The organism is Brachybacterium rhamnosum (genome assembly GCF_039526185.1).
Lineage (GTDB): Bacteria > Actinomycetota > Actinomycetes > Actinomycetales > Dermabacteraceae > Brachybacterium > Brachybacterium rhamnosum.
In genome coordinates this window covers 784389-806509 of sequence record NZ_BAAAIS010000003.1, presented here as the reverse complement: position 1 = coordinate 806509, position 22121 = coordinate 784389, and the positions used below count along the sequence as shown (strand labels likewise).

The window sequence follows — 22121 nt, the reverse complement described above, 5'->3', positions numbered from 1 at the left end:
GGTCAGGCCACCTCCTCCGGCGGCTCCAAGTACGAGACCTTCCACGGGTCGGCGGAGTCCGCGCGGACCATCACCAACTGGAAGTCCCCGATCGTCGTCGGGACGGTGATCTCAGCATCGGTGCCGCTGACCAAGCCGTACTCGGCGCTGCCCTCGGGCGCTCCGGTCGGCACGCGGCGCGGATCGGTGAACTGCCAGACCTCCTGTGCGGCCGGCGTGAGGTGCTGGGAGAAGTTCGACCACCACTGGTCGGGGTTGTCGGTGGCGAAGTACGCCTCGACGGCCGCGTGAGCGGCCGTGCCGGCTTCCTCGGCGTCTCCCTCCTCGGCCTCGGGCGGACCCTCGTCGCCGGGCACCGGAGGGGCCTCGTCGCTCGGAGCCACGTCCCACTCGGTCGGGGACTCCTCCGGCTGCGCGGGCTCGCTCGTCGTGGTCGCCCGGGCCTCGCTGGTGGTCGGTTCCGGCTCGGGCACATCGGCCGGGCCGCTGCAGCCCACCATCAGGAGCGCGACGGCCGCTATCGGAACTGCTCGGATTGATCGCATGCCCCAGACAAGCGCGCCCATCACGACAGCTCCCCCCAGACCTGCCAGTCGAGCTACTGACCCACGGACCCACTGCATTACGGAGGTACTTCAATACTGCACGCTCTCACAGCCTCTCCTCTCGGGACCGGACCACGGCCCCGCGGTCGCTGGAACGTGACAGGTGCCGGCTACTGGCACAGTGCGTCGGGTACGGCTGTCAGCGCACCCCTCGGTTCTTCGGAGGCAAGGGGCGCGAAGCGGCCCGCGGCAGCGCCTTCCCAGCCCACCGATCGAGTGCCGTTGTCGGACCTCCAGGGCACCATGGCGTCATGACTGAGGCATGGCTTCGGCGCGGCCCGAACGGCTGGAGCGAGCCCACGCCGCCACGCTGCGGCTGCGGCTCGACTCGATACCTCGTGGGATGGGCCGCGTGTCTGTGCGGCGGGGGACCGATGACGCTCGGGCATCGGACCTGGCACTGCCAAGAATGCGGGCAGCGCACGGTCCTCGGCTGCGTGGATGCCGCCCCTGAGGTCCGGCCCCGTGATCCGCTCGCGATACGGAACTACTGACCTGCTGCAATACGGACCTACTGCAATACGGAACTACTGCACTACTGCAATGCCTGGTCCGGCGGGACGGTCAGCGGAGAACGGGCTGGATCTCCTGTTGCTGGCGGTACGTCTCGTGGCTGGGGGTGTCTTCTCGCAGATGCGAGCAACGGTGCTGGCGGATAGTCCGGTTGCGGAGGCAATGTCCCGGTACGGCCGGCCCTGGCCGCGCAGGAGCAAGACGGTCTCGTACTGCTCGGGCTTGACGGCGATCGGTCGGCCGGGGCGGTGGCCGCGGTTCCGAGCGGCTTCGAGCCCGGCCATGGTGCGCTTGGGCTGACCCCGTTTTTTAGGTCCGGTGGTTCTGGGAGTCGTCCTGTCGCCCGTGGTTGCGGGCAGGGAGACTGGTCAGATCATGTCGAACAGCAGGAAGCGTCACACCCCGGAGCAGGTCGTCCGCAAGCTCGGGCAGGCCGACAGGATGCTCGCCGACGGCAGCGACATCGCCGCGGTGTGTCGGGAGCTTGGGATATCCGAGCAGACGTATTACCGGTGGCGTAACCAGTACGGCGGACTGAAGGCCGACGACGCGAAGCGCCTCAGGGAGCTGGAGAAGCAGAACGCCACGCTCAAGCGGTTGCTGGCCGAAGCGGAGCTGGAGAAGGCTGCGCTCAAGGATCTGGCCGAGGGAAACTTCTAGGCCCGGGCAGGCGCAGCGCCGCCGTCTCGCACCTGATCAGGACACTGCAGGTGAGCGAGCGGATGGCGTGCCGTCTGGCCGGGCTGAGCAGGTCCGCGTACCGTTGCCCGCTCAAGGGCGACACGGTCGCCGACCCTGATCGCGCGTTGCGAGACTGGCTGCGCGCGTGGGCGAAGAAGCATCCCCGCTACGGGTACCGGCGGGCGTATCACGACGCCCGGGGTGAGGGCTGGGCGGTCAACCACAAGAAGATCCAACGCCTCTGGCGAGCCGAAGGCCTCCGCGTCCCGCAGCGGCGACGCCGCAAGCGTGTCGGATCCTCGACCGTCGACGCCCCGGCGGCAGTCGCACCGAACCTCGTATGGGCGGTGGACTTCCAGTTCGACGCCGACGAGCGGGGCTGCCCGATCAAGATCTGCTCCATCGTCGACGAGCACACCCGCGAATGCATCGGCGGGCTCGTGGAGCGGTCGATCACCGCCGACCGGCTCACCGCCCACCTCGAAGAGCTCGTCGCCGTCCGCGGTGCACCGAGTGTGCTCCGCAGCGACAACGGGCCCGAGTTCATAAGCGACGCGATGGCCGACTGGGCGGGTACCCGCACCGGCCTGTTCTACATTCCGCCCGGCTCGCCCTGGCACAACGGATACGTCGAATCGTTCAACAGCCGCCTCCGCGACGAGTGCCTCAACATCAACAGCTTCTACTCACTGCTGCACGCCCAGGTCGTGATCGGCGACTGGAAGACTGAGTACAACCATCAGCGTCGGCACTCATCGCTCGGCTACCTACCCCCGGCCGAGTACGCTCGGCAGTGCACCCATCAAATCGAAACCGACGACTCACAGAGCGACCGGACCGAATGAAGGGGGCGGCCCAGGTGACCACCTTGATGTCGCGGGCGCGGATGTTCTCAGCGTTGGTGGGCACGCTCCATGGTGTCACCAGCGGGCGGAGACCCTGCCGGGTCTCAGTAGGAACGCTCCGTGCAGCTCGAGAGTCCCGCAATGACGGGAGGGGGCGGGTTGCTCCCGCCCCTCCCGTCATCTCATCGTCGGTGTCGTCCGCCGCGACCCCGTTGCTCCCGGCTCCGAGTCTGCTCGGCCTCACGCAGCCGCAGTACGGCTGCGCAGAGGTTCAGCAGCGCCGTCGCCAGTGCCGCCACCGCCACCAGCGCCTCTGTGATCTCCCGACTCACCCCCTCCCCTCCAGCGGGCGCGCCACCCTATGGGCCGACCCCGACCCGCGGCGCGCTCGGGCATGCCGCAGCGGCGTGTCCGCGGCGCCGCGGGCTAGCCCGGACCGCCGCGGCCGGCACTAGCCGATAGCTGGTCTTTCCGGCTAGCGCCCGTTGGGGCCGGGACCTTAATAGCTCAAAAGCGGCTGCCCGGGCCGCGGGCGTGATTTCGGGGGTTCCTGCTAATGGCGGCGCCGCACGCAACTGCGAGCAGCAGGACGGGCAGGCTCGGCCGTTCTTCGATCGCGGACGAGAGCGTGTCCGACGAGAGCCGCGCAGCCGGCACCGAGCGACCGGTCGACCGGTCGACCGGTCGACCCCATGCTCCCGCAGTGAATCACTTGCCAAATACCCCCGGGGGGTATAAAACTGAGGGGAGCAACGACAGTTTCCGCCGCTGCTGCACCCTCTGATGCGAGGAGTACCTCATGAGCCCCGAGACACTTCGACCCCTGCCGATGGCTTCCACCGGCTGTTCCTGCTGCGCCACCGCCCCGGTGGAGGACCGCGCCGCTGCTGAGGCGACTGCGACGTCCGCGGCCGAGACCACGACGTATCCGGTGCGGGGCATGACCTGTGGTCACTGCGCCGACAGCGTGACCACGGCAATCACCGTTCTCGAGGGCGTGGAGGAAGTACGGATCGACCTGGCGCCCGGTGGGATCTCCACCGTGACCGTGGCCGGAGCTGCCGCACCGGCCGCCGTCCGCGCCGCCGTCGCGGAGGCCGGCTACACCGTGGCCGACGCCTGACCCACCCCGGCAACACCCAGCCCCGTCCGGGGCCTTGCGGAAGGGACACCATGAGCACCCCCCACCACCACCGCCACGACCACCCGGTTACCCCCGAACCCGACCACGCCGGGCACGACATGGCCCAGCACGGGCATCACCGCGGCACGGGCCCACACGGCCCGGCGGACGCTCCGCCGGGCGGGGACCGTCATGGCGGCTACGATGCCGAGCAGATGGCGCACGAGGGGCATGCCCTGCCGACCGCCACGCACACCGGCCATGACATGACCGGGCACGCTGAGCACGACATGGCGGGCCACGAGCACCACGACCCGCACGCGGGGCACGACATGTCGGGTCACGGGGGCCATGCGGGTCATGGTGATCACGTGGGGATGTTCCGTCGGCTGTTCTGGATCATGCTCGTCCTTGCTATCCCGACGGTACTGCTGAACGGGATGTTCGCCGACCTGCTCGGCTATGCGCTGCCGGACGCGGCCTGGGTGCCGTGGGTCTCGCCGGTCCTGGGCACGGTCATGTACCTGTGGGGCGGTCGACCGTTCCTGACCGGAGCGATCGAGGAGATCCGGGACCGCAAGCCCGGCATGATGCTCCTGATCGGGATGGCGATCACGGTCGCCTTCGTCTCCTCGCTCGGCGCCAGCCTCGGACTGCTCTCCCACGAGCTCGATTTCTGGTGGGAGCTCGCCCTCCTGATCGTGATCATGCTGCTGGGCCACTGGCTCGAGATGCGCTCCCTCGCGCAGACCTCCTCCGCGCTGGATTCCCTGGCCGCGCTCCTGCCCGACCAGGCCGAGAAGATCGAGGGCGAGGACATCGTCGCGGTTTCCCCGGCCGAGCTGCAGCTCGGAGACGTCGTGATCGTGCGACCCGGTGGCCGGGTCCCGGCCGACGGGGAAGTCATCGATGGTGGCGCCGACGTCGACGAGTCGATGATCACCGGCGAGTCCAGCCCCGTGCGTCGCGAGATCGGTGATCAGGTCGTCGCCGGCACGGTGGCCACGGACAACGCGCTGCGCGTGCGCGTCACCGCGATCGGTGAGGACACCGCCCTGTCCGGCATCCAGCGCCTGGTCGCCAACGCCCAATCCTCCACGACCCGGGCCCAGCTGCTCGCGGACAGAGCCGCCGGCTGGCTGTTCTGGTACGCGCTGATCGCGGCGATCGTCACCGCGATCGTGTGGACAGTCGTCGGGGTGCCCGAGAGTGCACTGGTCCGCGCGATCACCGTTCTGGTCATCGCCTGCCCTCACGCGCTGGGTCTGGCGATCCCGCTGGTGGTGTCCATCTCGACCGAGCGGGCCGCGAAGGGCGGCGTCCTGGTCAAGGAGCGCGCCGCCCTGGAGCGGATGCGCACCATCGACACCGTCCTGTTCGACAAGACGGGCACGCTGACCAAGGGCGAGCCCGCCCTGAACCACGTCACCACCGTCGGCACCCTGGGCGAGGACGAGCTGCTCGCGCTGGCCGCCGCGGCCGAGGCCGACAGCGAGCACCCGCTCGCCCGCGCCATCACCGCCGCTGCCGCGGAACGCGGACTCGACGTGCCGCGCGCCACCGAGTTCCAGTCCACCACCGCGGTCGGCGTCAGCGCCACCGTGGACGGGCGCACCGTCCAGGTCGGCGGACCCAACCTCTTGGCCGAGCACGGCCAGGGACCGCTACCGGCCACCGGGCCGTGGTCCGCGGACGGAGCGATCGTCCTCCATGTCCTCCTCGACGGGCAGGTCACGGGAGCGATCGGCCTGGCCGACGAAGTGCGCCAGGAATCTCGCGAGGCCGTCGATGCCCTGCATGAGCTGGGAATCCGCGTCGTCATGATCACGGGCGATGCCCAGCCCGTTGCCCGCGCCGTGGCCGGCGAGCTCGGTATCGACCAGGTCTTCGCCCAGGTGCGCCCGGAGCACAAGAGCGAGAAGGTCCTCGAGCTCCAGCGCGACGGACGAGCCGTGGCGATGGTCGGCGACGGCGTCAACGATGCCCCCGCCCTCGCGCAGGCCGACGTCGGCATCGCGATCGGTGCCGGCACCGACGTCGCGATCGCCTCCGCCGGCGTGATCCTGGCCTCCGACGATCCCCGCTCGGTACTCTCGGTGATCCAGCTCTCCCGTGCCAGTTACCGCAAGATGAAGCAGAACCTGTGGTGGGCTGCCGGGTACAACATCGCCGCCGTTCCGCTGGCCGCCGGTGTCCTGGCGCCGATCGGATTCGTACTGCCCATGTCGGTCGGCGCGATCCTGATGTCGTTGTCCACTGTCGTTGTGGCCTTGAATGCGCAGATGCTGCGCCGACTGGATCTGACCCCTGCCAAGAGCGCGGCGCGCCTGGCGGGCCGCGAGAGCTCGACCTCGGTGTCGACGACCCAGTCTTCGAGCCGCGCGGGCTCGGCCAGCTCCCGGTCGGACTCGAGCAGGACCTCCACGGCGCCCAGGAACGGAGATCAGACTGGAGCCCATGAGGAGTGAATCGGCTCGAGCTGCAGCGACGGTTCTCGTTGTCGAAGACGAAGTCGCGCTCTCGGACGTCGTGCAGGCATACCTCGTGAAGGCCGGCTACGCCACGGGGAGCGCGCGAAGCGGTCCGGAGGCGGTGGAGGTAGCCCGCGCCTTGTCACCGGACGTGATCATCCTCGATCTCGGCCTGCCTGGCCTCGATGGCTTGGAGGTGATGCGGAGGATCCGCGCCTTCTCCGACTGCTACGTGCTGATCACGACGGCGCGATCAGAGGAGGTTGATCGCCTGGTGGGCCTGTCGGTGGGTGCGGATGACTACCTCACCAAACCGTTCAGCGTGCGTGAACTTGTCGCCCGGGTCCAGGCCGTGCTGCGGCGGCCCCGCGGCGAGCCCGGGACCGCTCCTTCGGGCACCGTGCGCGCATTCGGAGAGCTTGAGCTCGATACGGCCGCCCAGGAGGTGCGGCTCGCTGGCCAACCAGTCCCGCTGACCCCCACCGAAAGGGGACTGCTTATGACCCTGGCCCGTCGGCCGGGCCAGGTCTTCAGCCGCCACCAGCTGATGGAAGCCGTCTGGGGTGATACCTGGATCGGAGATGACCATCTCGTCGATGTGCATATTGCCAACCTGCGACGAAAACTGGACGAGACAGCGGGTTCGGCACGGTATGTCACCACGGTCCGCGGTATCGGGTACCGGATGGGGAAGGGGTGAGGGCGTGACTGATCCCCGCTCATCGGCCAGAACGATCCGCCCCGGCACGAGCCTCGCCTCACGTTTGATGATCGGCCAGCTCATCGTGCTGTGTGCCGGCGCCGTCAGCATCACCGCTCTGACGGTGATGATCGGACCCGCCGTCTTCCACTATCACCTGCTCCAGACTGCTCTTCCGGTGGGCAGCGCTGAGATTCTGCATATCGAGCGCGCCTACCGTGACGCCCTCGCCCTCGCCCTGGGGATCGGACTGGTGGTCTCCCTCCTAGCGGCAGGCCTGGTCACCTGGAGACTGGCGCGACGACTCCGGCAGACACTCCACCGCCTCACCCTGGCCGTGGACGAACTCTCCCGAGGCCACTACTCCACTCGGGTGCCCGCCCTCGGTGCGGGAACCGAGCTGGACTCTCTGGCCGCCACGCTCAACGACATGGCTGCACGCCTAGATGCCGTCGAAGAGAATCGCCGCCGGCTGCTCTCTGACCTCGCCCACGAGCTACGTACTCCCATTGCTACTCTCTCGGCACATCACGAGGCGATGGCTGATGGTGTCATCGAGCCGGAGGCGGCCATGCCCATCCTTGCCGGTCAGACCATACGCCTGTCCCGGCTGGCCGACGACATCAGCGAGGTGTCCCGTGCCGAAGAGGGACAGCTCCCGGTAAAGCTGCGGCCCACGTCGGTCCGCGACCTGCTGGACTCAACACTCCAGGAATGGGAGGAGAGGTTCGAGGCAGCGGGTGTGGCATTGCGACGAGATTTCGTTATGCGCCGCTCCCCGATCATTCACGCCGACCCGGACCGCCTCGCCCAGGTACTCGGAAACCTCCTGAGCAATGCCCTGCGGCACACCTCGCCCGGGGGCGCCGTCTCTCTCTCAGCGCTCACCACCGGCGACGTGGTGGAGATCGCGGTGTCCGACGACGGTGAGGGTTTCACCGCGCGTGACCAGGCGCGGCTGTTCGAACGCTTCTTCCGCGCCGACAGCGCTCGCACCCGCGAAAACTCCGGCTCGGGAATCGGCTTGACGATCAGTCGCGCCCTCGTGGATGCGCACGGCGGGACCATGGCTGCCGCCAGTGAGGGGCCCGGGCGGGGAGCCGTCTTCACCATCCGGCTTCCTCGAGCGACCGTTGAACGCTGATCCTCGAGAGCAGCACCCTTAGACGATCGTGGTGAAGGTGCCGATCTGGACCTGCAGGAGCGCCATCCACTGCTCCCACACCCCGGAGACCAGCAGCAGCCCGATGGTGATCAGGACGGACCCGCCGATGATCTGGAGCGTGCGGCGGTGCCGGGACAGCATCTTGGAGATTCCTAGGGCGCGCCGGAACACGAGGGCGAAGAGGATGAACGGGATCCCGAGCCCGATCGCGTAGCCGAAGGCGAGGAGGGCGCCGCGGCTGGCGGATGCCTCCCCGAGGCTGAGTGCGGCGACTGCGGCGAACGTCGGGCCGATGCACGGGGTCCAGGAGAAGCCGAACGTGATCCCGAGCAGCGGGGCGCCGGCGAGTCCGGCATCGGGGCGCTTCCGGATCCGTTTCTCACCGGAGAGGCGGGGGAAGATTCCCACGAACACCAGGCCCATGAGGATCACCAGCACTCCGGAGATCCGATTGATCGCGCTGGTGTACTGGATCACCAATGACCCGAGTGCACCGACGAATCCGCCGATGACCAGGAATACCGCAGTGAACCCGGCGACGAACAGCACAGCGCCGGTGACCAGGCGCCATGGCCGTTCCCCGGGATCGCCGGTGCGGGGCGGCCCGGCGCTTCCTCCGGTGAGCCCGGTGATGTATCCGAGGTAGCCGGGGACCACCGGAAGCACGCACGGCGAGAGGAACGCGACCAGACCGGCCACCATCGACAGCAGCAGGGCTGCGGCCAGGGGTCCGCTCAGCACGGTGGTGGCGAACAGTTCACCCATCAGGCGGCCTCCGCTAGCACGGCATCCAAGAGGCTCTCTAGGGTGCTCTGATCGGCTGCGCCCGCGATCCGGGCGGCTACTCGTCCTTCAGCATCGAGGATCAAAGTCGTGGGGACGGCGTTGGGCGAGACGCTGCCGTCCATGGACGCGATCACCGCCCCGTCGGTGTCGGGGATCGAGGGGTAGGTGATGCCGAAGGTCTCCTCGAACGCGGCGGCTGGCCCGGCCTTGTCGCGCGTGTTCACGCCCACGAATTCCACTCCCAGGGCGCTGTACTCGGAGTGCACGGCCTTCAGCGCCGGTGCTTCGACCCGGCACGGCGGACACGACGCATACCAGACGTTGATCAGCAAGGGTGCACCGCGCAGCGCCGTGGAGTCGAAGTCGTCGCCGTCGTAGGTGGTTCCCCGAATCTCCAGAGGATCGGCGCGTCCCTCCGGGGGGATCTCGACGACGACACCATCGCCGGAGACGTACCCGGCGTTCGCCTCGCTCGCGGCGTCCGAAGAACTGCTGCACGCCGCAAGAAGGGGCGCGAGGACGAGCAGGCTCCCGCCCAGTCGGAGCGTGGTCCGACGACTCAGGCGTGGTGTCACGCTCCGCCCAGTTGGGCCGACCACCGAATGCCAGAAGGCGGACCGGGTGCTTCGCCTGCTCACGTCAGCTGGAGACTGGTCAGACAGGTCAGATCATCCTCCGCCTGGGTCGAGATGGACGCGGTCCCCGTGTAGTCCTCGAGGGTGCACGTGAGCTCCGCGGTGATCCCGCGCGGTAGCCAGAGACCGAGGAACCCGTTGTCATGCGTGGTGCGAGTGCCCTCCTCAAGGACCTCGCCCGAGCTGCTGTCGACCACGCTCACGGTGAGCTCGCGGCTGCGCAGTTCTCCGCGGCACGTGGTCAGGCTGTGGAAGGCGCACTCGTGGGTGGTCTCGACGAACGGGGCCACCGACAAGTAGAACTGGTCCTCGGGAAGGGGCAGCTCGGCCTCGCGCCCTGCATCGTCTTGGAGCTGCAGAGACGTCGCGGTGACGCTGGCGATCAGATCCTGCGGGCGCTCAGCCACCGGGAGCGCCTCGAGCCGGTCGATGATCTCGTGCGCGTCCGCGTCGGCGAAGCCATGTTCCTGAAGCAACTCCTGATCACCCGTGATGGATGCGGGCTCGGACCCGCCGGCCCCGCAGCCGGCGACCACGAGCGGGAACAGGCCGGCACCGAGCACGAGCGATCGGCGCGGCAACCGGCCGGTGCGGCGACGGGGCCTACCCCCGGAGGAGGCGAGCGCACCTCGAGGGCTCGACGGGGAGGTCATCACGCAGGCTCGATCTCGCTCTCGACGACCCACTTGTGGTTCGTCATCATCATCCCGTCGGCTTCGTAATCGACCATGTACACGGTCTCCTCGGTGGCACTGTCGATGGTGGCCTCAGCACCCTCCATCCCGGTCATGTGATCGGCGGTGATGACCACTTCGGTGCCCTCTGCCAGCGGTGCCTCGCCCGGGTTCTCGAGCTCCTCGTGAACGACCCACTTGTGGTCAGTGACCGGCTCACCGCCATCGGTCGGCGTGAAGCTGACCGAGTAGGTCGTGGTGTCGAAGGCGCCCGAGATCGTCGCCGTCGCCCCCTCCATGCCCTCCATGTGGTCCGCCGTGAGCGTCACCTCCGTGCCGACCGGGAACTCGGGATCCTCCGCAGACGCCATACCTTCGGGCGCAGGGCCGCCATCCATCGGGTGCTCCATGCCGCCGTGGCTGCCTCCATCGGACGCCTCCGACGCTTCTGACTCGCCCGGCGTCTGACCCTCCTCAGACCCGCTGTCGGTGCAGCCGGCAAACACAATCGCACCGGTGACGACGACGGCCGCGAGACGGCCGAGAGAGCGACGAGAACGCATGATTTCTCCTAGTCAGAGGACACTTGGCACCAGCCTATGACCCCTAGATCAAGGTCTCCTCAAGGTCAGATCTTGACTTCTTGAGCACAACGTTGGCCAGTCATTCCGCATTGCCTCCAAACGAGTGGTCTATCCGCTTCCGTCCTTCGGGGGGCGATGGCTAGCGTCGTCAGGACGGGCCGGCATCCGCCGGTCCGTCCGGAACGAGAAGGAGCAGGATCATGACCCATCACGTCGCATCAATGCTTCAGACCTACCCGAAGGACCTCGGCACCATCGACCAGCAGAAGCTCGCCGAATGCATCGAGGCGTGCTTCGAGTGCGCTCAGACCTGCACCGCCTGCGCGGACGCCTGCCTGGCCGAAGACATGGTGGCGGAGCTGACCCAATGCATTCGCCTGAACCAGGACTGCGCCGACGTCTGCGAGGTCACCGGCCGGGTCCTATCCCGCCAGACCGGGAAGAACGTCGCCCTCAACCGTGCCCTGCTCGAGGCGTGTCAGGCGGCGTGCCGGTCCTGCGCCGAGGAGTGCGAGAAGCACGCTGAAATGCACGAGCACTGCAAGGTCTGCGCGGACGCCTGTCGCCGCTGCGAGCAGGCCTGTGCAGAGCTGTTGGCCTCGATCAGCTGATACCGCTGCCTCTGCACGCAAAGGGAGCCCCGACCGTTGGTCGGGGCTCCCTCTGCGCGGGCGTTGCGACCTGCGGTCAGCGGAAGGTGACGAAGGTCGGCGAACCCCAGATGGTCCGCTCGGTGACGGCGCCCGGGGTGCGCCCCGCGTCGATGACCGTGTCGCCACCGGCGTAGATCCCGAGGTGGCCGGGCCACACCACGAGGTCGCCGGGCTGGGCCTCGGACTTGGAGATCGTGGTGCCGGCCGCGACCTGCTGCGACGAGGTGCGGGGCAGGTCGATGCCGGCCTGCGCGTACGCGTAGGAGCTCAGGCCCGAGCAGTCGAAGCTGACGCCCGGCTTGGAGGTGCCCCACGAGTAGGAGGCCCCGATCTGGCTGCGCGCGGCGTCGACGATCGCCTGCTGAGAGTTCGTCGCAGAGTGCGCCGGAGCCGGAGCAGACGTTCCGCCGGTAGAGATCGAAGCGCCCCCGCCGTTCAGTGCACCGCGGGTCTGCGGGCCCACGACCCCGTCGATCTTCAGGTCGTGCGAGCGCTGGAAGTCCTTCACGGCCCCATGGGTGAGCCGACCGAACTTGCCGTCCACGGACAGTGAGGCACCGTGCTCGTTCAGCGCCGTCTGGAGCTGCTCCACGGCAGAACCCTGGGAACCCCACCGCAGCTTCTCGGCCCCCAACGCAGACGTCGCATGTGCAGGAGCCGGCGTCGTGGGGGCTGAAGCCTGCGCAGCAACGGCAGGTGCGGCGGGCGAGCCGGCGGGGGCGGCCTGTGCGGGGCCTGCGAGTAGCGCGGATCCGAGGACGACCGTGCCGAGCACAGCGGCACCGCCCGTGCCCCGCAGAGCCCGACCAGCGATCCCGACAGGCGTGACTGCTCGGCCGACGGCCCGATGGGTGTTGTTCTGGGACATAGTTCTGCTCCGTTAGTTCCCCTCCTTGAGACGGGAGGGAGTCGATGACTTCGTCAGTGCCACAGCGACAGCGGAGCGAGCAACGAGGCGACGGCTCATGTCGTGGGCGGCGACATCAACGTACGGCCCTGATCAGCCCCACAGAACAACGATGGGAGGGTCCACCGAAGGATTTAGCCGATCCTTGACTCCACAACCGTGCATACCCCCGGGGGGTAGGGCTCGCCTTTGCCTTCGTTGGGCAGACTGTGGCTTAAGTGGAGCACGACGCCTCACGGGTCGGCGATCCCGACGTCAGCGCGCCGAGGCGCAGCTTTCCTCCTGGCGGGCTGCGGAGGTCACCGGCACGGGCGTCTCGTGCTGGCCCTCACCCCTGTAGGGAGCGGCGCGCTGCCCTCGGCGACTTCGGCGGCGAGGACCGGGCCGACTAGGTCCAGACATCGAAGAGCACGCGAGGAAGCAGCGCGATGAGAATCGCGAGCGCCACGGCGGTGTTTCAGATCATGCTCCGGCGGCCGGCGGCCGCGGCGGGTAAGGGCGAGTGCGTCGAGGGTCGACCGCATGCCATGATTCGGCTCATGGCAGTTGCTTCGTTGGGGTATACCCAGTGCGACAGATGTGTCGCAAAAGTGCGCCTTCGGGCCCTATTGGGAACCGTAAACGACCGGTGAGTAACTGTCCTGCTGAGGTGCCCCAGTTCGGCACGCAACGTGCGGCGCGGTGCGTGCCACCTTTCGGTGTGTCAGTCTTCAGCTGCCAACAGGGCGACCGGGCCCCGTTAGCGTCACCTGATTTGGGGTTGTTCGTCGTGGCGGTCAGCTGCGTGGAGTCGGGGCGGGGAGTATCTCGGTGAGCAGGTGGCGGACGCGGGTGTCGATCTCGTCGCGGACTGCGCGTGCTTGTTCGAGTGTGCTGTCTGCGGGGTCGCGGAGGTCCCAGTCTTCGTAGCGTTTGCCGGGGTAGATGGGGCAGGCGTCGCCGCAGCCCATGGTGATGACAACGTCGGCTGCGCGGACGACATCGTCGGTGAGGGGCTTGGGGAACGCGGAGCCCAGGTCGATCCCGATTTCTCGCATGACTTCCACGGCGCGTGGGTGCAGCGCGTCGCTGGGGGTGGAGCCGGCGGAGCGGACGTGCACTCGACCGGCAGCGTGGTGATCCAGCAGTGCGGCGGCCATCTGGGAGCGGCCTGCGTTTTGGACGCACACCAGCAGCACTTCGGGGACGTCGTGCGGGGCGGCGCCCTTGGACTGTGCGAGTGCGGTCAATCGGTCTCGGGCGAAGCGCTCGGTGAGGGAGGGCAGGTGTGAGGTGATCTTGGAGGTGCGAGCCAGAGCGGTGTAGGACTCGAAGACGTACCGGTCGACCGTTTCGGCGGCGAACACTCCGGTGAAGCGGCGAGTGAGGTCGCTGGCGATGCTGTGGAGGACGTGCTCGGGGCTCAGGAGCGAGGGGGTTGCCCGCGGCGATGCCATCTGGAGCCTCAGTTCTGAGCCGGAGCGGTCGGGGTGTCCTGGGGTAGGAGGCTGGCGATGAGATCCTCGACGCGGACGCGGATCTCATCGCGCACCGGGCGGACCTCGTCGATGCCTTTGCCGGCCGGGTCCTCGAGCTTCCAGTCCTCGTAGCGCTTGCCGGGGTAGTAGGGGCAGGCGTCACCGCAGCCCATCGTGATGACCACGTCGGAGGCCTGGACGGAGTCGGGGGTGAGGATCTTCGGGGTCTGGTGGGAGATGTCGATGCCAACCTCGTTCATCGCCGCGACTGCCGCGGGGTTGATGGAGTCGGCGGGTGCGGATCCGGCGGATTGCACTTCGATGCGGTCGCCGGCGAGTTCGCGCAACCATCCGGCGGCCATTTGGGAGCGGCCGGCGTTGTGGACGCAGACGAACAGGACGCTGGGACGTGCGGTCATGGGAGCCTCCCGACCGGGGGTGAGGTTCAGGCGATGTCGAGGAACGCGCGGAGTTCGGCAAAGGCTGACGGGACGACGGAGTAGTGGGCCCAGCGGCCGTTCTGCTCGCGCGTGAGCAGGCCGGCGTCGACAAGCTTCTTCATGTGGTGGCTGACGGTTGGCTGACTGATGCCGAGCGGCTCGGTGAGATCGCACGCGCAGACCGACTCACAGCCCTGGGCGGCGACGTGGGAGAGGAGCCGGAGGCGTGTGGGGTCGGACAGCGCCTTGAACAGGGAGGCGATCCTCTCGGCGTCGACGGTGTCGACCGGACCTGCGGACAGCGAGCAGCACTCCTCAGAGCCGGTCCTCGCCGCGGATCCGGTGGCTGTGGCGTCGGTCGTCGTGGCCATGCCCTCACCTTACATTGACAGTCATCGATGTCGGGCATAGCGTACGCATCGATAACCGTCGATGGAAGGAACATAGCCCTGATGAGTACGACCACCAAGGACGTGGAGCAGCCGCGCGTAATGAAGGAGATGTCCTTCCTCGATCGCTGGCTCCCGGTATGGATCCTGGCCGCCATGGCCGTGGGACTCCTGCTGGGGAGGTTCGTCCCCGGCCTGAACACCGCCCTGGAGGCGGTAAAGATCGGGTCTGTGTCCCTCCCCATCGCGATCGGACTGTTGGTGATGATGTACCCGGTCCTGGCGAAGGTCCGCTACGACGAGACCCGGAGAATCGGAGCTGACCGACGCCTGCTGGTGACCTCGCTGGTGCTGAACTGGCTCGTCGGACCGGCACTCATGGTCGGCCTCGCGTGGATCTTCCTTGCCGACCTGCCGGAGTACCGGACCGGCCTGATCATCGTGGGCCTCGCGCGCTGCATCGCGATGGTGCTCATCTGGAACGACCTCGCCTGCGGCGACCGCGAAGCTGCCGCCGTGCTGGTCGCGATCAACTCCGTCTTCCAGGTGTTCGCCTTCGGTGCCCTGGGCTGGTTCTACCTCCAGGCGCTGCCGTCGTGGCTAGGGCTGCCGACCACGTCGGCCGAATTCTCGATCGGCGCGATCGTCCTCAGCGTGCTGATCTTCCTCGGGATCCCCCTGGTCGCCGGCTTCCTGACCCGCATCCTCGGGGAGAAGGCGAAGGGTCGGGCCTGGTACGAGGAGCGGTTCCTCCCGAAGATCGGCCCGTGGGCGCTGTACGGGCTGCTTTTCACCATCGTGCTGCTGTTCGCTCTCCAAGGCGACGCGATCCTCTCCGCCCCGGGAGACGTGGCCCGCATCGCTCTGCCGCTGCTGGTCTACTTCGTGGTCATGTTTCTGGGGTCCTTCCTGCTCGGACGGGCGATCGGCCTGAATTACGCCAAGTCCACGACCGTCGCGTTCACCGCCTCGGGCAACAACTTCGAGCTCGCCATCGCCGTCGCCATCGGCACCTTCGGCGTCACCTCCGGCCAGGCCCTCGCCGGTGTCGTCGGCCCCCTGATCGAGGTCCCGGTCCTCGTCGCCCTCGTCTACGTCGCCCTCGCGATGGGCCGCCGGCTCTTCCCCGGCGACGCGACCGTTCCCACCCGATGAACCAGCAGAGAGATCGAGTCACCATGACCGCGAAACGCCCCGCAGTCCTGTTCGTGTGCGTGAAGAACGGCGGCAAGTCCCAGATGGCTGCGGCCCTCATGCGCCACCACGCCGGCGACGCCGTCCAGGTGCACTCCGCCGGTACCCGCCCCGGTACGGCCATCAACGCCCAGTCCGCCGCGGCGATCGCGGAAGTCGGCGCGGACATGTCCTCCGCTGTGCCCCAGCCGGTCACTGCCGAGCTGCTGCGCAACGTCGATCGGGTGATCGTCCTCGGGGATGAGGCTGTCATCGAGCCCGTTGCGGGGATGACCGCGCCGGTGACCACCTGGCACACCGACGAGCCCTCGACGCGCGGCATTGAAGGAGTGGAGCGGATGCGCCTGGTCCGCGACGACATCGACCGCCGCGTCCGTGCGCTCCTGGCCGACCTCACACAGTCCTCGGCCTGACCCGGTGAGCGCGTCCTCGCCACCCCGGACAAGAAGATCTGCATCGTCGGCGTGAAACGCTATGGGCGGCCGCCGAACCAGCGTGTCGCCGCCTGCCCGGACAGCGGCGCCTCGTGCCGCAGCGAATGCGTCCTCCTGGACGAGCGCCACCAGCCCTGCACATCCCGTGACGCTGCTGAAGGAGCACCCCGACTGTGAACCGCCTGGTCTCCTGGTGGGACGCCCACCAGATCGCGCTGTACCTGGCCGCGATGGCGGCCGGCGCCGCTATCGGGCTGGCAGCTCCCGGGCTCGCGCCGACGTTGGAGCACTCCATCGAGCCGGTGTTGATGCTGCTGCTGTTCGCCACGTTCCTGGGTGTGCCGCTGATCGAGGTCGGGCAGGCCTTCCGTGACCGGCGGTTCCTGGGAACGGTGCTGGTGGCGAACTTCGCGATCGTGCCGCTGCTCGCCTGGGCACTGTCCCGGTTCGTCGCCGACGATCAAGGGCTCCTGCTCGGCGTGCTCCTGGTGCTGCTAACCCCATGCATCGACTACGTCATCGTCTTCACGGGCCTCGCGGGGGGAGCGCGCGCGAAACTCCTGGCCGCTGCGCCCTTGCTGATGCTCCTCCAACTGGCGTTGTTGCCGCTGCACCTGTTCGCCTTCGCGGGCCGCGAGGTCGTCGGGGTGATTGACGTGGCCCCGTTCGCAGAGGCGTTCTTCCTGCTGATCGTGGTGCCGCTGACCGCGGCAGCGGCCGTGCAGGCGCTGGCGCGCCGACACCGGTCGGGCCGAGCCATCGAGGGGGTCATGGCGGGGGCCATGGTGCCGCTGATGATGCTCACCCTCGCAACTGTGATCGGTTCCCAGATCGCTGCCGTCGGCTCACAGATCGGGACCCTCGCGCGGCTCCTACCCCTGTATGCAGGGTTCGTGGTCGCGGCCGTCTTCATCGGTTTCGCGGCCTCGAGGGTCACGAGGCTGGATACCGCCTCGACGCGGGCGGTGATGTTCTCGGTCGCCACCCGCAACTCCCTGGTGGTCCTTCCCCTCGCACTGGCCCTCCCCGACGCCCTGGCGATCACGCCACTCGCAGTCGTCACCCAGACCCTCGTCGAACTCATCGCCATGGTCATCCTCGTCCGCATCGTGCCCGCCGTCGTCCCGAGCAAGATGGCTGTGCTGTGGATGTGATCGCTACATGGCGGTCTGCGTCTGCGAGGAAGCCCGTCATGGACTGGTATGCGTGCGGGCCCTCTTCACAGATAGCTGCAGATCTGCTGGGCATCGCATCGGGAGGGCTCGCCGTGAGCGGCGGTCTCGTAGTGCTCGGCCACGGTGGCGCGCAGGGCGGTGAGCTCGGCGATCTGCCGGTCCAGGGCCGTCAGCTGTCGGGCCAACCGGTCGGCCACGTGGGCGCACGGGGGCTGACCAGCGTCGCGGGTCCGCAGGATGTCCCGGATCTCGGCCAGGGTGAGTCCGGCGGCCCGGCCGCGGCGGATGAAGCGCAGGCGCGCAAGCGTCGCGGGCGGGTAGTCGCGGTACCCGTTGGCCGAGCGTGCGGCCGGGGGCAGCAGTCCCTGCTGCTCGTAGAACCGCAGGGCCTTGGGGGTCATGCCGGCCGCTGCGGCGGCTTCACCAATACGCACGGCACACCTCGCTCCAGGGCCGCCTCCGGCCCGGTCTCCTCGGGACAAGGCTACTGCCCGGCGGGGGGACGACCGGGGCGGGGGTGCCGGGGTTCAGGCGGCGCAGCAGGAGAGCTTGGAGACGTCGGTGCGGAAGGACTGGGCGGCGATCTTCAGCCCCTCGGTCATCGTCAGGTACGGGCACCACAGAGTGGCGACCTGGTCGACCGTCATGCCCGCGGCCAAGAGGTAGACCCCGGCCGCGGCGAGCTCCCCGGCCTCCTTCGCCACCGCCGTGATGCCGACGATGCGCCCGGTGTTGGCGTCGGCGACGATCTTGACGAACCCGCGGGTGTCGCGGTTGACCCGGGCCCGCGGCACGTGCTCCAGGGGCAGGACCCGGCACTCGCAGCGGATGCCGGCCGCGCGGGCCTGCTGGTCGGTCATCCCGACCGCGCCCACGGCCGGGGTGGTGAAGGTGACCCGGGGCAGGTGGGTGTAGTCCAGCTCCTGGCCGGCGTCGTTGAAGGCGTTCTCCACCGCGGTGACCCCGTGGGCGGAGGCGACGTAGACGAACTGCGGGTGGCCGGTGACGTCCCCGGCAGCCCACACTCGGCGGTGGGAGGTGCGCGTGCGGGCATCGATGAGGATCTCCCCGTCCGCACCGGTGGCCACCCCGACCGACTCGAGCTGTAGCCCGGCGGTCACCGGGCGCCGCCCGACCGCGACCAGCAGGTGGGAGGCCCGGACCGTCTCCCGCCCGCCGGGTCCTGTGACGGTGGCGAGCACCTCCCCGGTGGCCGGGTCGGTTTCCACCGCGGTGACGGTGGTGCGGCGGAGGACCCGGATCCCCTCGTCGGCGAACACGCCCCGCAGGGTCCGGGAGACCTCGGGCTCCTCGTGGGAGGCCAGCCGGGAGCGGACGACCAGGGTCACCCGCGCGCCCAGGCGGGCGAAGAGCTGCGCCTGCTCCAGGGCCACGTAGCCGCCGCCGAGGATCAGCAGTGACTCCGGCACCTCGGCCAGCTCCATGGCAGTGGTCGAGGTCAGGTAGGCGACCTCGCCCAGGCCCGGGATCTCCGGGACGACCGGGGCAGATCCGGTGGCCACCAGGTAGTGGGCCGCCCGCACCCATGACCGGGCGCCGTCGGGTCCGGTGACCACAAGCACCGGGTCCTCGACGGTGCCCGCGAACACCGCCTCGCCCCGGATCAGGTCCCAGCCGTACTCGCGGATCAGGTCGAGGTACTTCTCGGCCCGCATGGTCTCGACCAGCTCGGCCGTGCCCGTGGCCAGAGCCGGCATGTCCACCGGCCCCACGGTCGCGGTGATCCCGGGAAAACGGGTGGCGTCGAGCGCGGTGTGCCGGGCCGCGGCCGCGGCCAGCAGCGCCTTGGACGGCACGCACCCCGTGTTCACACAGGTGCCCCCGACCGTGGCCCGCTCGATCATCACCACCCGCTTGCCCAGCGTGGTGGCACGGATCGCGGCGGCGAACGCACCGCCCCCGGATCCGATGATCGCCAGGTCGACTTCTGAGGTGACAGCGTCCGACATGGGTCCTCCCAGAACCTTTGGGGAGGCCCCCATGGCGCCTCCCGTGTGCAGTGCTGCCTTCAGCCTGCACCTTACCCTGGAGGGGAAGGTCAAGCCGCCGAGGTGACCGCATCTCACAAGCACTGGTTTCGGGAGCCCCCCGTGCGAGTGTCGTGAACGACCCCGTGTGAAGTCTCAAGACATCGTGGACGACCCCGCTACGGGGAACGTGTCCGCGGGCTGACTTATGGGCCGGCTCCGCTGTGAACCAGCGTGTCGCGTTGGGGTATAGCCAGTGCGACAGTTGTGTAACAAAAGTGCGAAAATCGACCCTATTGGGAACCGTAAAAGACCGTCCGGTAGCTGTTTCGCTGGGGTGTCCCAGTTTGATACGTACCTCCCGACACGACGCGCCTGCTTTGAGTAGAGGGGAGCCCTCCACGGGCACAGCAGTGCTCGTGGAGGGCTCCGGTATGACGTCAAGTGCTCGGTGGGGTCAGCGTCCGAACAAGCGGGCGAAGAAGCCGGCGCGGGGGGCGTCGTCGGTGTGGCCGGGGCAGCGATCCCGGGGGGCGACGTTCTTCATGACCTGGTCGACGTGCTGGCCGCAGCCGGCCCAGGTGGTCTTGCCGCAGGTGCGGCAAGTGGTGGCTCTGCACATGGGGTTCTCCTTGCGGTGGTGGCGGGGTGGTTCAAGCGGCCTGCGAGGGTGCCTTCTCGAAGAGGGCTCCGAGGGAGGGGTCCGGTGCGACGCGGTTCCAGGGCATCTTCGAGAGGACCGAGGCCATGGCGCAGGAGTCGCTGAGGGCGGAGTAGGTCAGGCCCGCGCCGATCGCGCCGGCGAGCAGTCCCAGGCGGGGGTGGATCAGCTGGCCGGCCAGGGTGCCGAGCAGGACGAGGGAGCCGGCCGTCATGCGGACCTGGCGGTCCATCGCCCAGAGGGTTCCGCGGCGCACCACGGTGCCGCCGGCTGCCTGATAGGCGGCGATGCCGCCCTCGAGGACGTCGACCGCGTCGAACCCGGCCTCATGCAGAGCCGAGCAGGCTCGGCTCGCTCGGGCGCCGGACTGGCAGACCAGCACGACGTGGTCGTGCATGCGTTCGGCGAGGGCCTCGGTGTGCTCGGTGAGCAGGTCCAGGGGCACGTTGTAGGAGCCGCGGATGTGGGAGGTCTCGAATTCGCCCGGGGTGCGGACGTCCACGATCATCAGCTCGGGGTCCTCGGTGAGGCGTCGGGTGAGCTCGGCCGGCGCGACGGTGCGAGGGGTGATGGGAGTCGTGGTCATCGGGCATCCTCCCCGGTGGTGGCGAGGTCGTGCTGCTGCGCGTCCCACTGGGACCAGCCGGCGTAGCTGCCGTCGAGTTCGACGACGTCGTAGCCGGCGCGGCGCAAGGTGGAGGCGGCCACGGAGTTGCGCAGTCCGGACTGGCAGAAGGTGATCAGCCGGCCCGACTCGCGATCGGGCAGGTCGTCCTGGTGGAAGAGCACCTTCCCGGCGGAGAGCTGCTCGGCACCGGGGACGGTCCCGTCCGCATGCTCGCTGCGGTTGCGCACATCGAGCAGGAGGGCGGTGGAGTCCTCGGCGCGCAGCGCCTCCAGGTCGGCCGGAGAGACGACCTGCGGAACCATCGTCGGCAGTCCCCCGAAGGAGCTCACGAAGCCGGTCAGGGAGTCCACGCCGACGCGCACGAAGTGGTCGCCGTACTCGGCGGCGGTCTCGGCGTCCCCGGCGAGGACAACGAGCTCGGCGTCGTCGGTCTCGGGGTCGAAGGCCCAGCCGATGTGAGTGGCGGCCTTGCCGAGCGCGGGAATGCTCAGCGCACCGGGCACGGTCCCGGCATGGACCTGGTCCACGGGGCGGGTGTCGATCAGTGCGTAGGTGCCGTCCTCGAGCCCGCGGGCGAGCTCGGCCGCCTCGATCGGGCGGGGGGCGGGGCGATGGCCGAGGATGGCGGGTCCCTGCTTGTTCTGGCGCTTCATCCGCGCGAAATAGGCGTGGGCGTCGGGCTGTCCGTCCAGCAGCTCGTCGATGAAACCCTGCTCGTCATCGCGCTCGAGATAGGTGGCCCACCAGGCGAACTTCCGCTCATAGCCGACGGTCGTGGAGGGCAGAGCGCCGAGCGCCTTGCCGCAGGCCGAGCCAGCGCCATGGCCGGGGAAGACCTGCACATGATCCGGCAGGGTGAGGAAGGCGCTCTTCAGCGAGGCGAACAGCTGCTTGGCTCCCTCGAACCGGGTGTCCTCCATGCCCGCGGCCTCGTCCAGCAGGTCCGGACGGCCCAGGTCCCCGGAGAAGACGAAGTCGCCGGTGAGGTAGTAGCCGGGCTGGTCGGTGAAGGCGCCATCGGTGACCAGATAGGAGAGGTGCTCGGGGGTGTGGCCCGGGGTGTGGCGAGCGGTGACGGTGATGTTGCCCAGCTGGATCGTGCCATGGTCGTGCAGCAGCTCGGCCTCGAAGCCGTAGCTCCAGTCCTCACCGCCCTCGCCGGAGACATACGCGGTCGCGCCGGTCGCCGCGGCCAGCTCCCGCGTGCCTGAGAGGAAGTCGGCATGGATATGGGTCTCGGTCACGGCAGTGATGGCCATCCCGTGGTGCGCGGCGAGATCCAGGTACACCTGGATGTCGCGCCGGGGGTCGACCACCAGGGCCTCGTTCTTCGCCTGGCAGCCGATGAAGTAGCTGGCCTGGGACAGGTCCTCGTCGTAGATGCGTTCGAGAAGCATGGATCCTCCTGTGCGG

General features: G+C 68.7%; 24 protein-coding genes. 9 read left to right on the top strand and 15 right to left on the bottom strand.

The window, feature by feature from the left end:
• Nucleotides 1–2 precede the first annotated feature (2 nt).
• Nucleotides 3–566, bottom strand: coding sequence for a hypothetical protein (locus ABD080_RS13905; RefSeq protein WP_343905732.1), 564 nt, complete (start codon nt 564–566; stop codon nt 3–5).
• Nucleotides 567–1132: 566 nt separating this feature from the next.
• Nucleotides 1133–1402: a helix-turn-helix domain-containing protein gene (locus tag ABD080_RS16830; protein ID WP_377827322.1), complete on the bottom strand. Its 270-nt coding sequence runs from the start codon at nt 1400–1402 to the stop codon at nt 1133–1135.
• Between the two features lie 91 nt (nt 1403–1493).
• On the opposite strand from ABD080_RS16830, the gene ABD080_RS13900 reads away from it, so the two are divergent.
• From ABD080_RS13900 to ABD080_RS13880, 5 genes are all read left to right on the top strand, one after another.
• Nucleotides 1494–2644 (top strand): IS3-like element ISPfr10 family transposase gene (locus ABD080_RS13900; protein WP_343906116.1). Its coding sequence is split into 2 segments (ribosomal slippage): nt 1494–1764 and nt 1764–2644, totalling 1152 coding nucleotides; the frame shifts between segments, so codons are not numbered across the junction.
• A 799-nt stretch (nt 2645–3443) separates the two neighbouring features.
• Nucleotides 3444–3767 (top strand): cation transporter, encoded by a 324-nt coding sequence (locus tag ABD080_RS13895; RefSeq protein ID WP_017824292.1) that lies wholly within the window; start codon nt 3444–3446, stop codon nt 3765–3767.
• A 50-nt stretch (nt 3768–3817) separates the two neighbouring features.
• Nucleotides 3818–6235 (top strand): heavy metal translocating P-type ATPase, encoded by a 2418-nt coding sequence (locus ABD080_RS13890; RefSeq protein WP_377827321.1) that lies wholly within the window; start codon nt 3818–3820, stop codon nt 6233–6235.
• Nucleotides 6225–6938, top strand: a complete 714-nt coding sequence (locus ABD080_RS13885; protein ID WP_259889855.1) for a response regulator transcription factor — start codon at nt 6225–6227, stop codon at nt 6936–6938. Before ABD080_RS13890 ends, ABD080_RS13885 begins: the two co-directional genes overlap by 11 nt.
• A gap of 67 nt (nt 6939–7005) precedes the next feature.
• Entirely contained in the window at nt 7006–8082 is a 1077-nt protein-coding gene (locus ABD080_RS13880; protein WP_343906112.1) for a sensor histidine kinase, read from the top strand.
• Between the two features lie 18 nt (nt 8083–8100).
• Here the strand turns inward: ABD080_RS13880 and ABD080_RS13875 are convergent, their stop codons facing one another.
• The 4 genes from ABD080_RS13875 to ABD080_RS13860 all read right to left on the bottom strand — a co-directional run bounded on the left by ABD080_RS13875 (nt 8101) and on the right by ABD080_RS13860 (nt 10761).
• Nucleotides 8101–8868 carry a cytochrome c biogenesis CcdA family protein gene (locus ABD080_RS13875; protein WP_343905726.1) on the bottom strand — a complete coding sequence of 256 codons (768 nt, stop codon included), beginning with the start codon at nt 8866–8868 and terminating at the stop codon, nt 8101–8103.
• Nucleotides 8868–9464 (bottom strand): TlpA family protein disulfide reductase, encoded by a 597-nt coding sequence (locus ABD080_RS13870; RefSeq protein WP_259792588.1) that lies wholly within the window; start codon nt 9462–9464, stop codon nt 8868–8870. Before ABD080_RS13870 ends, ABD080_RS13875 begins: the two co-directional genes overlap by 1 nt.
• A 59-nt stretch (nt 9465–9523) precedes the next feature.
• Nucleotides 9524–10087, bottom strand: a complete 564-nt coding sequence (locus ABD080_RS13865; RefSeq protein ID WP_184325319.1) for a CueP family metal-binding protein — start codon at nt 10085–10087, stop codon at nt 9524–9526.
• An 89-nt stretch (nt 10088–10176) separates the two neighbouring features.
• Entirely contained in the window at nt 10177–10761 is a 585-nt protein-coding gene (locus tag ABD080_RS13860) for a YdhK family protein (RefSeq protein ID WP_126988720.1), read from the bottom strand.
• 221 nt (nt 10762–10982) lie between these two features.
• On the opposite strand from ABD080_RS13860, the gene ABD080_RS13855 reads away from it, so the two are divergent.
• Entirely contained in the window at nt 10983–11393 is a 411-nt protein-coding gene (locus ABD080_RS13855; RefSeq protein WP_204408536.1) for a four-helix bundle copper-binding protein, read from the top strand.
• Between the two features lie 76 nt (nt 11394–11469).
• Here ABD080_RS13855 and ABD080_RS13850 read toward each other — a convergent pair whose 3' ends face one another.
• The 4 genes from ABD080_RS13850 to ABD080_RS13835 all read right to left on the bottom strand — a co-directional run bounded on the left by ABD080_RS13850 (nt 11470) and on the right by ABD080_RS13835 (nt 14610).
• Complete coding sequence (locus ABD080_RS13850; protein ID WP_343905718.1) at nt 11470–12027, bottom strand: C40 family peptidase; 558 nt, start codon at nt 12025–12027, stop codon at nt 11470–11472.
• A gap of 1091 nt (nt 12028–13118) precedes the next feature.
• Nucleotides 13119–13778, bottom strand: a complete 660-nt coding sequence (locus ABD080_RS13845; protein WP_259886529.1) for an arsenate reductase ArsC — start codon at nt 13776–13778, stop codon at nt 13119–13121.
• Nucleotides 13779–13786: 8 nt separating this feature from the next.
• Nucleotides 13787–14218 (bottom strand): arsenate reductase ArsC, encoded by a 432-nt coding sequence (locus ABD080_RS13840; RefSeq protein ID WP_343905715.1) that lies wholly within the window; start codon nt 14216–14218, stop codon nt 13787–13789.
• Between the two features lie 26 nt (nt 14219–14244).
• A complete protein-coding gene (locus ABD080_RS13835; RefSeq protein WP_204409759.1) occupies nt 14245–14610 on the bottom strand; it encodes an ArsR/SmtB family transcription factor in 366 nt (121 codons plus the stop codon).
• An 81-nt stretch (nt 14611–14691) separates the two neighbouring features.
• On the opposite strand from ABD080_RS13835, the gene arsB reads away from it, so the two are divergent.
• From arsB to ABD080_RS13820, 3 genes are all read left to right on the top strand, one after another.
• Entirely contained in the window at nt 14692–15783 is a 1092-nt protein-coding gene (arsB, locus tag ABD080_RS13830; protein WP_343905713.1) for an ACR3 family arsenite efflux transporter, read from the top strand.
• A 23-nt stretch (nt 15784–15806) separates the two neighbouring features.
• Nucleotides 15807–16235: an arsenate-mycothiol transferase ArsC gene (locus ABD080_RS13825; RefSeq protein ID WP_204409761.1), complete on the top strand. Its 429-nt coding sequence runs from the start codon at nt 15807–15809 to the stop codon at nt 16233–16235.
• Between the two features lie 194 nt (nt 16236–16429).
• A complete protein-coding gene (locus ABD080_RS13820; protein WP_343905712.1) occupies nt 16430–17410 on the top strand; it encodes an arsenic resistance protein in 981 nt (326 codons plus the stop codon).
• Between the two features lie 65 nt (nt 17411–17475).
• Here ABD080_RS13820 and ABD080_RS13815 read toward each other — a convergent pair whose 3' ends face one another.
• The 5 genes from ABD080_RS13815 to ABD080_RS13795 all read right to left on the bottom strand — a co-directional run bounded on the left by ABD080_RS13815 (nt 17476) and on the right by ABD080_RS13795 (nt 22105).
• Nucleotides 17476–17865 carry a heavy metal-responsive transcriptional regulator gene (locus ABD080_RS13815; RefSeq protein WP_204409797.1) on the bottom strand — a complete coding sequence of 130 codons (390 nt, stop codon included), beginning with the start codon at nt 17863–17865 and terminating at the stop codon, nt 17476–17478.
• Between the two features lie 93 nt (nt 17866–17958).
• The gene (gene merA / locus ABD080_RS13810; RefSeq protein WP_204409799.1) at nt 17959–19401 is read right to left on the bottom strand and encodes a mercury(II) reductase; all 1443 of its coding nucleotides are present in this window, start codon (nt 19399–19401) and stop codon (nt 17959–17961) included.
• 475 nt (nt 19402–19876) lie between these two features.
• Nucleotides 19877–20041: a hypothetical protein gene (locus ABD080_RS13805; RefSeq protein ID WP_343905708.1), complete on the bottom strand. Its 165-nt coding sequence runs from the start codon at nt 20039–20041 to the stop codon at nt 19877–19879.
• 31 nt (nt 20042–20072) lie between these two features.
• Nucleotides 20073–20666: a rhodanese-like domain-containing protein gene (locus tag ABD080_RS13800; protein WP_343905706.1), complete on the bottom strand. Its 594-nt coding sequence runs from the start codon at nt 20664–20666 to the stop codon at nt 20073–20075.
• Nucleotides 20663–22105 (bottom strand): MBL fold metallo-hydrolase, encoded by a 1443-nt coding sequence (locus tag ABD080_RS13795; protein WP_343905704.1) that lies wholly within the window; start codon nt 22103–22105, stop codon nt 20663–20665. Before ABD080_RS13795 ends, ABD080_RS13800 begins: the two co-directional genes overlap by 4 nt.
• Nucleotides 22106–22121 lie beyond the last annotated feature (16 nt).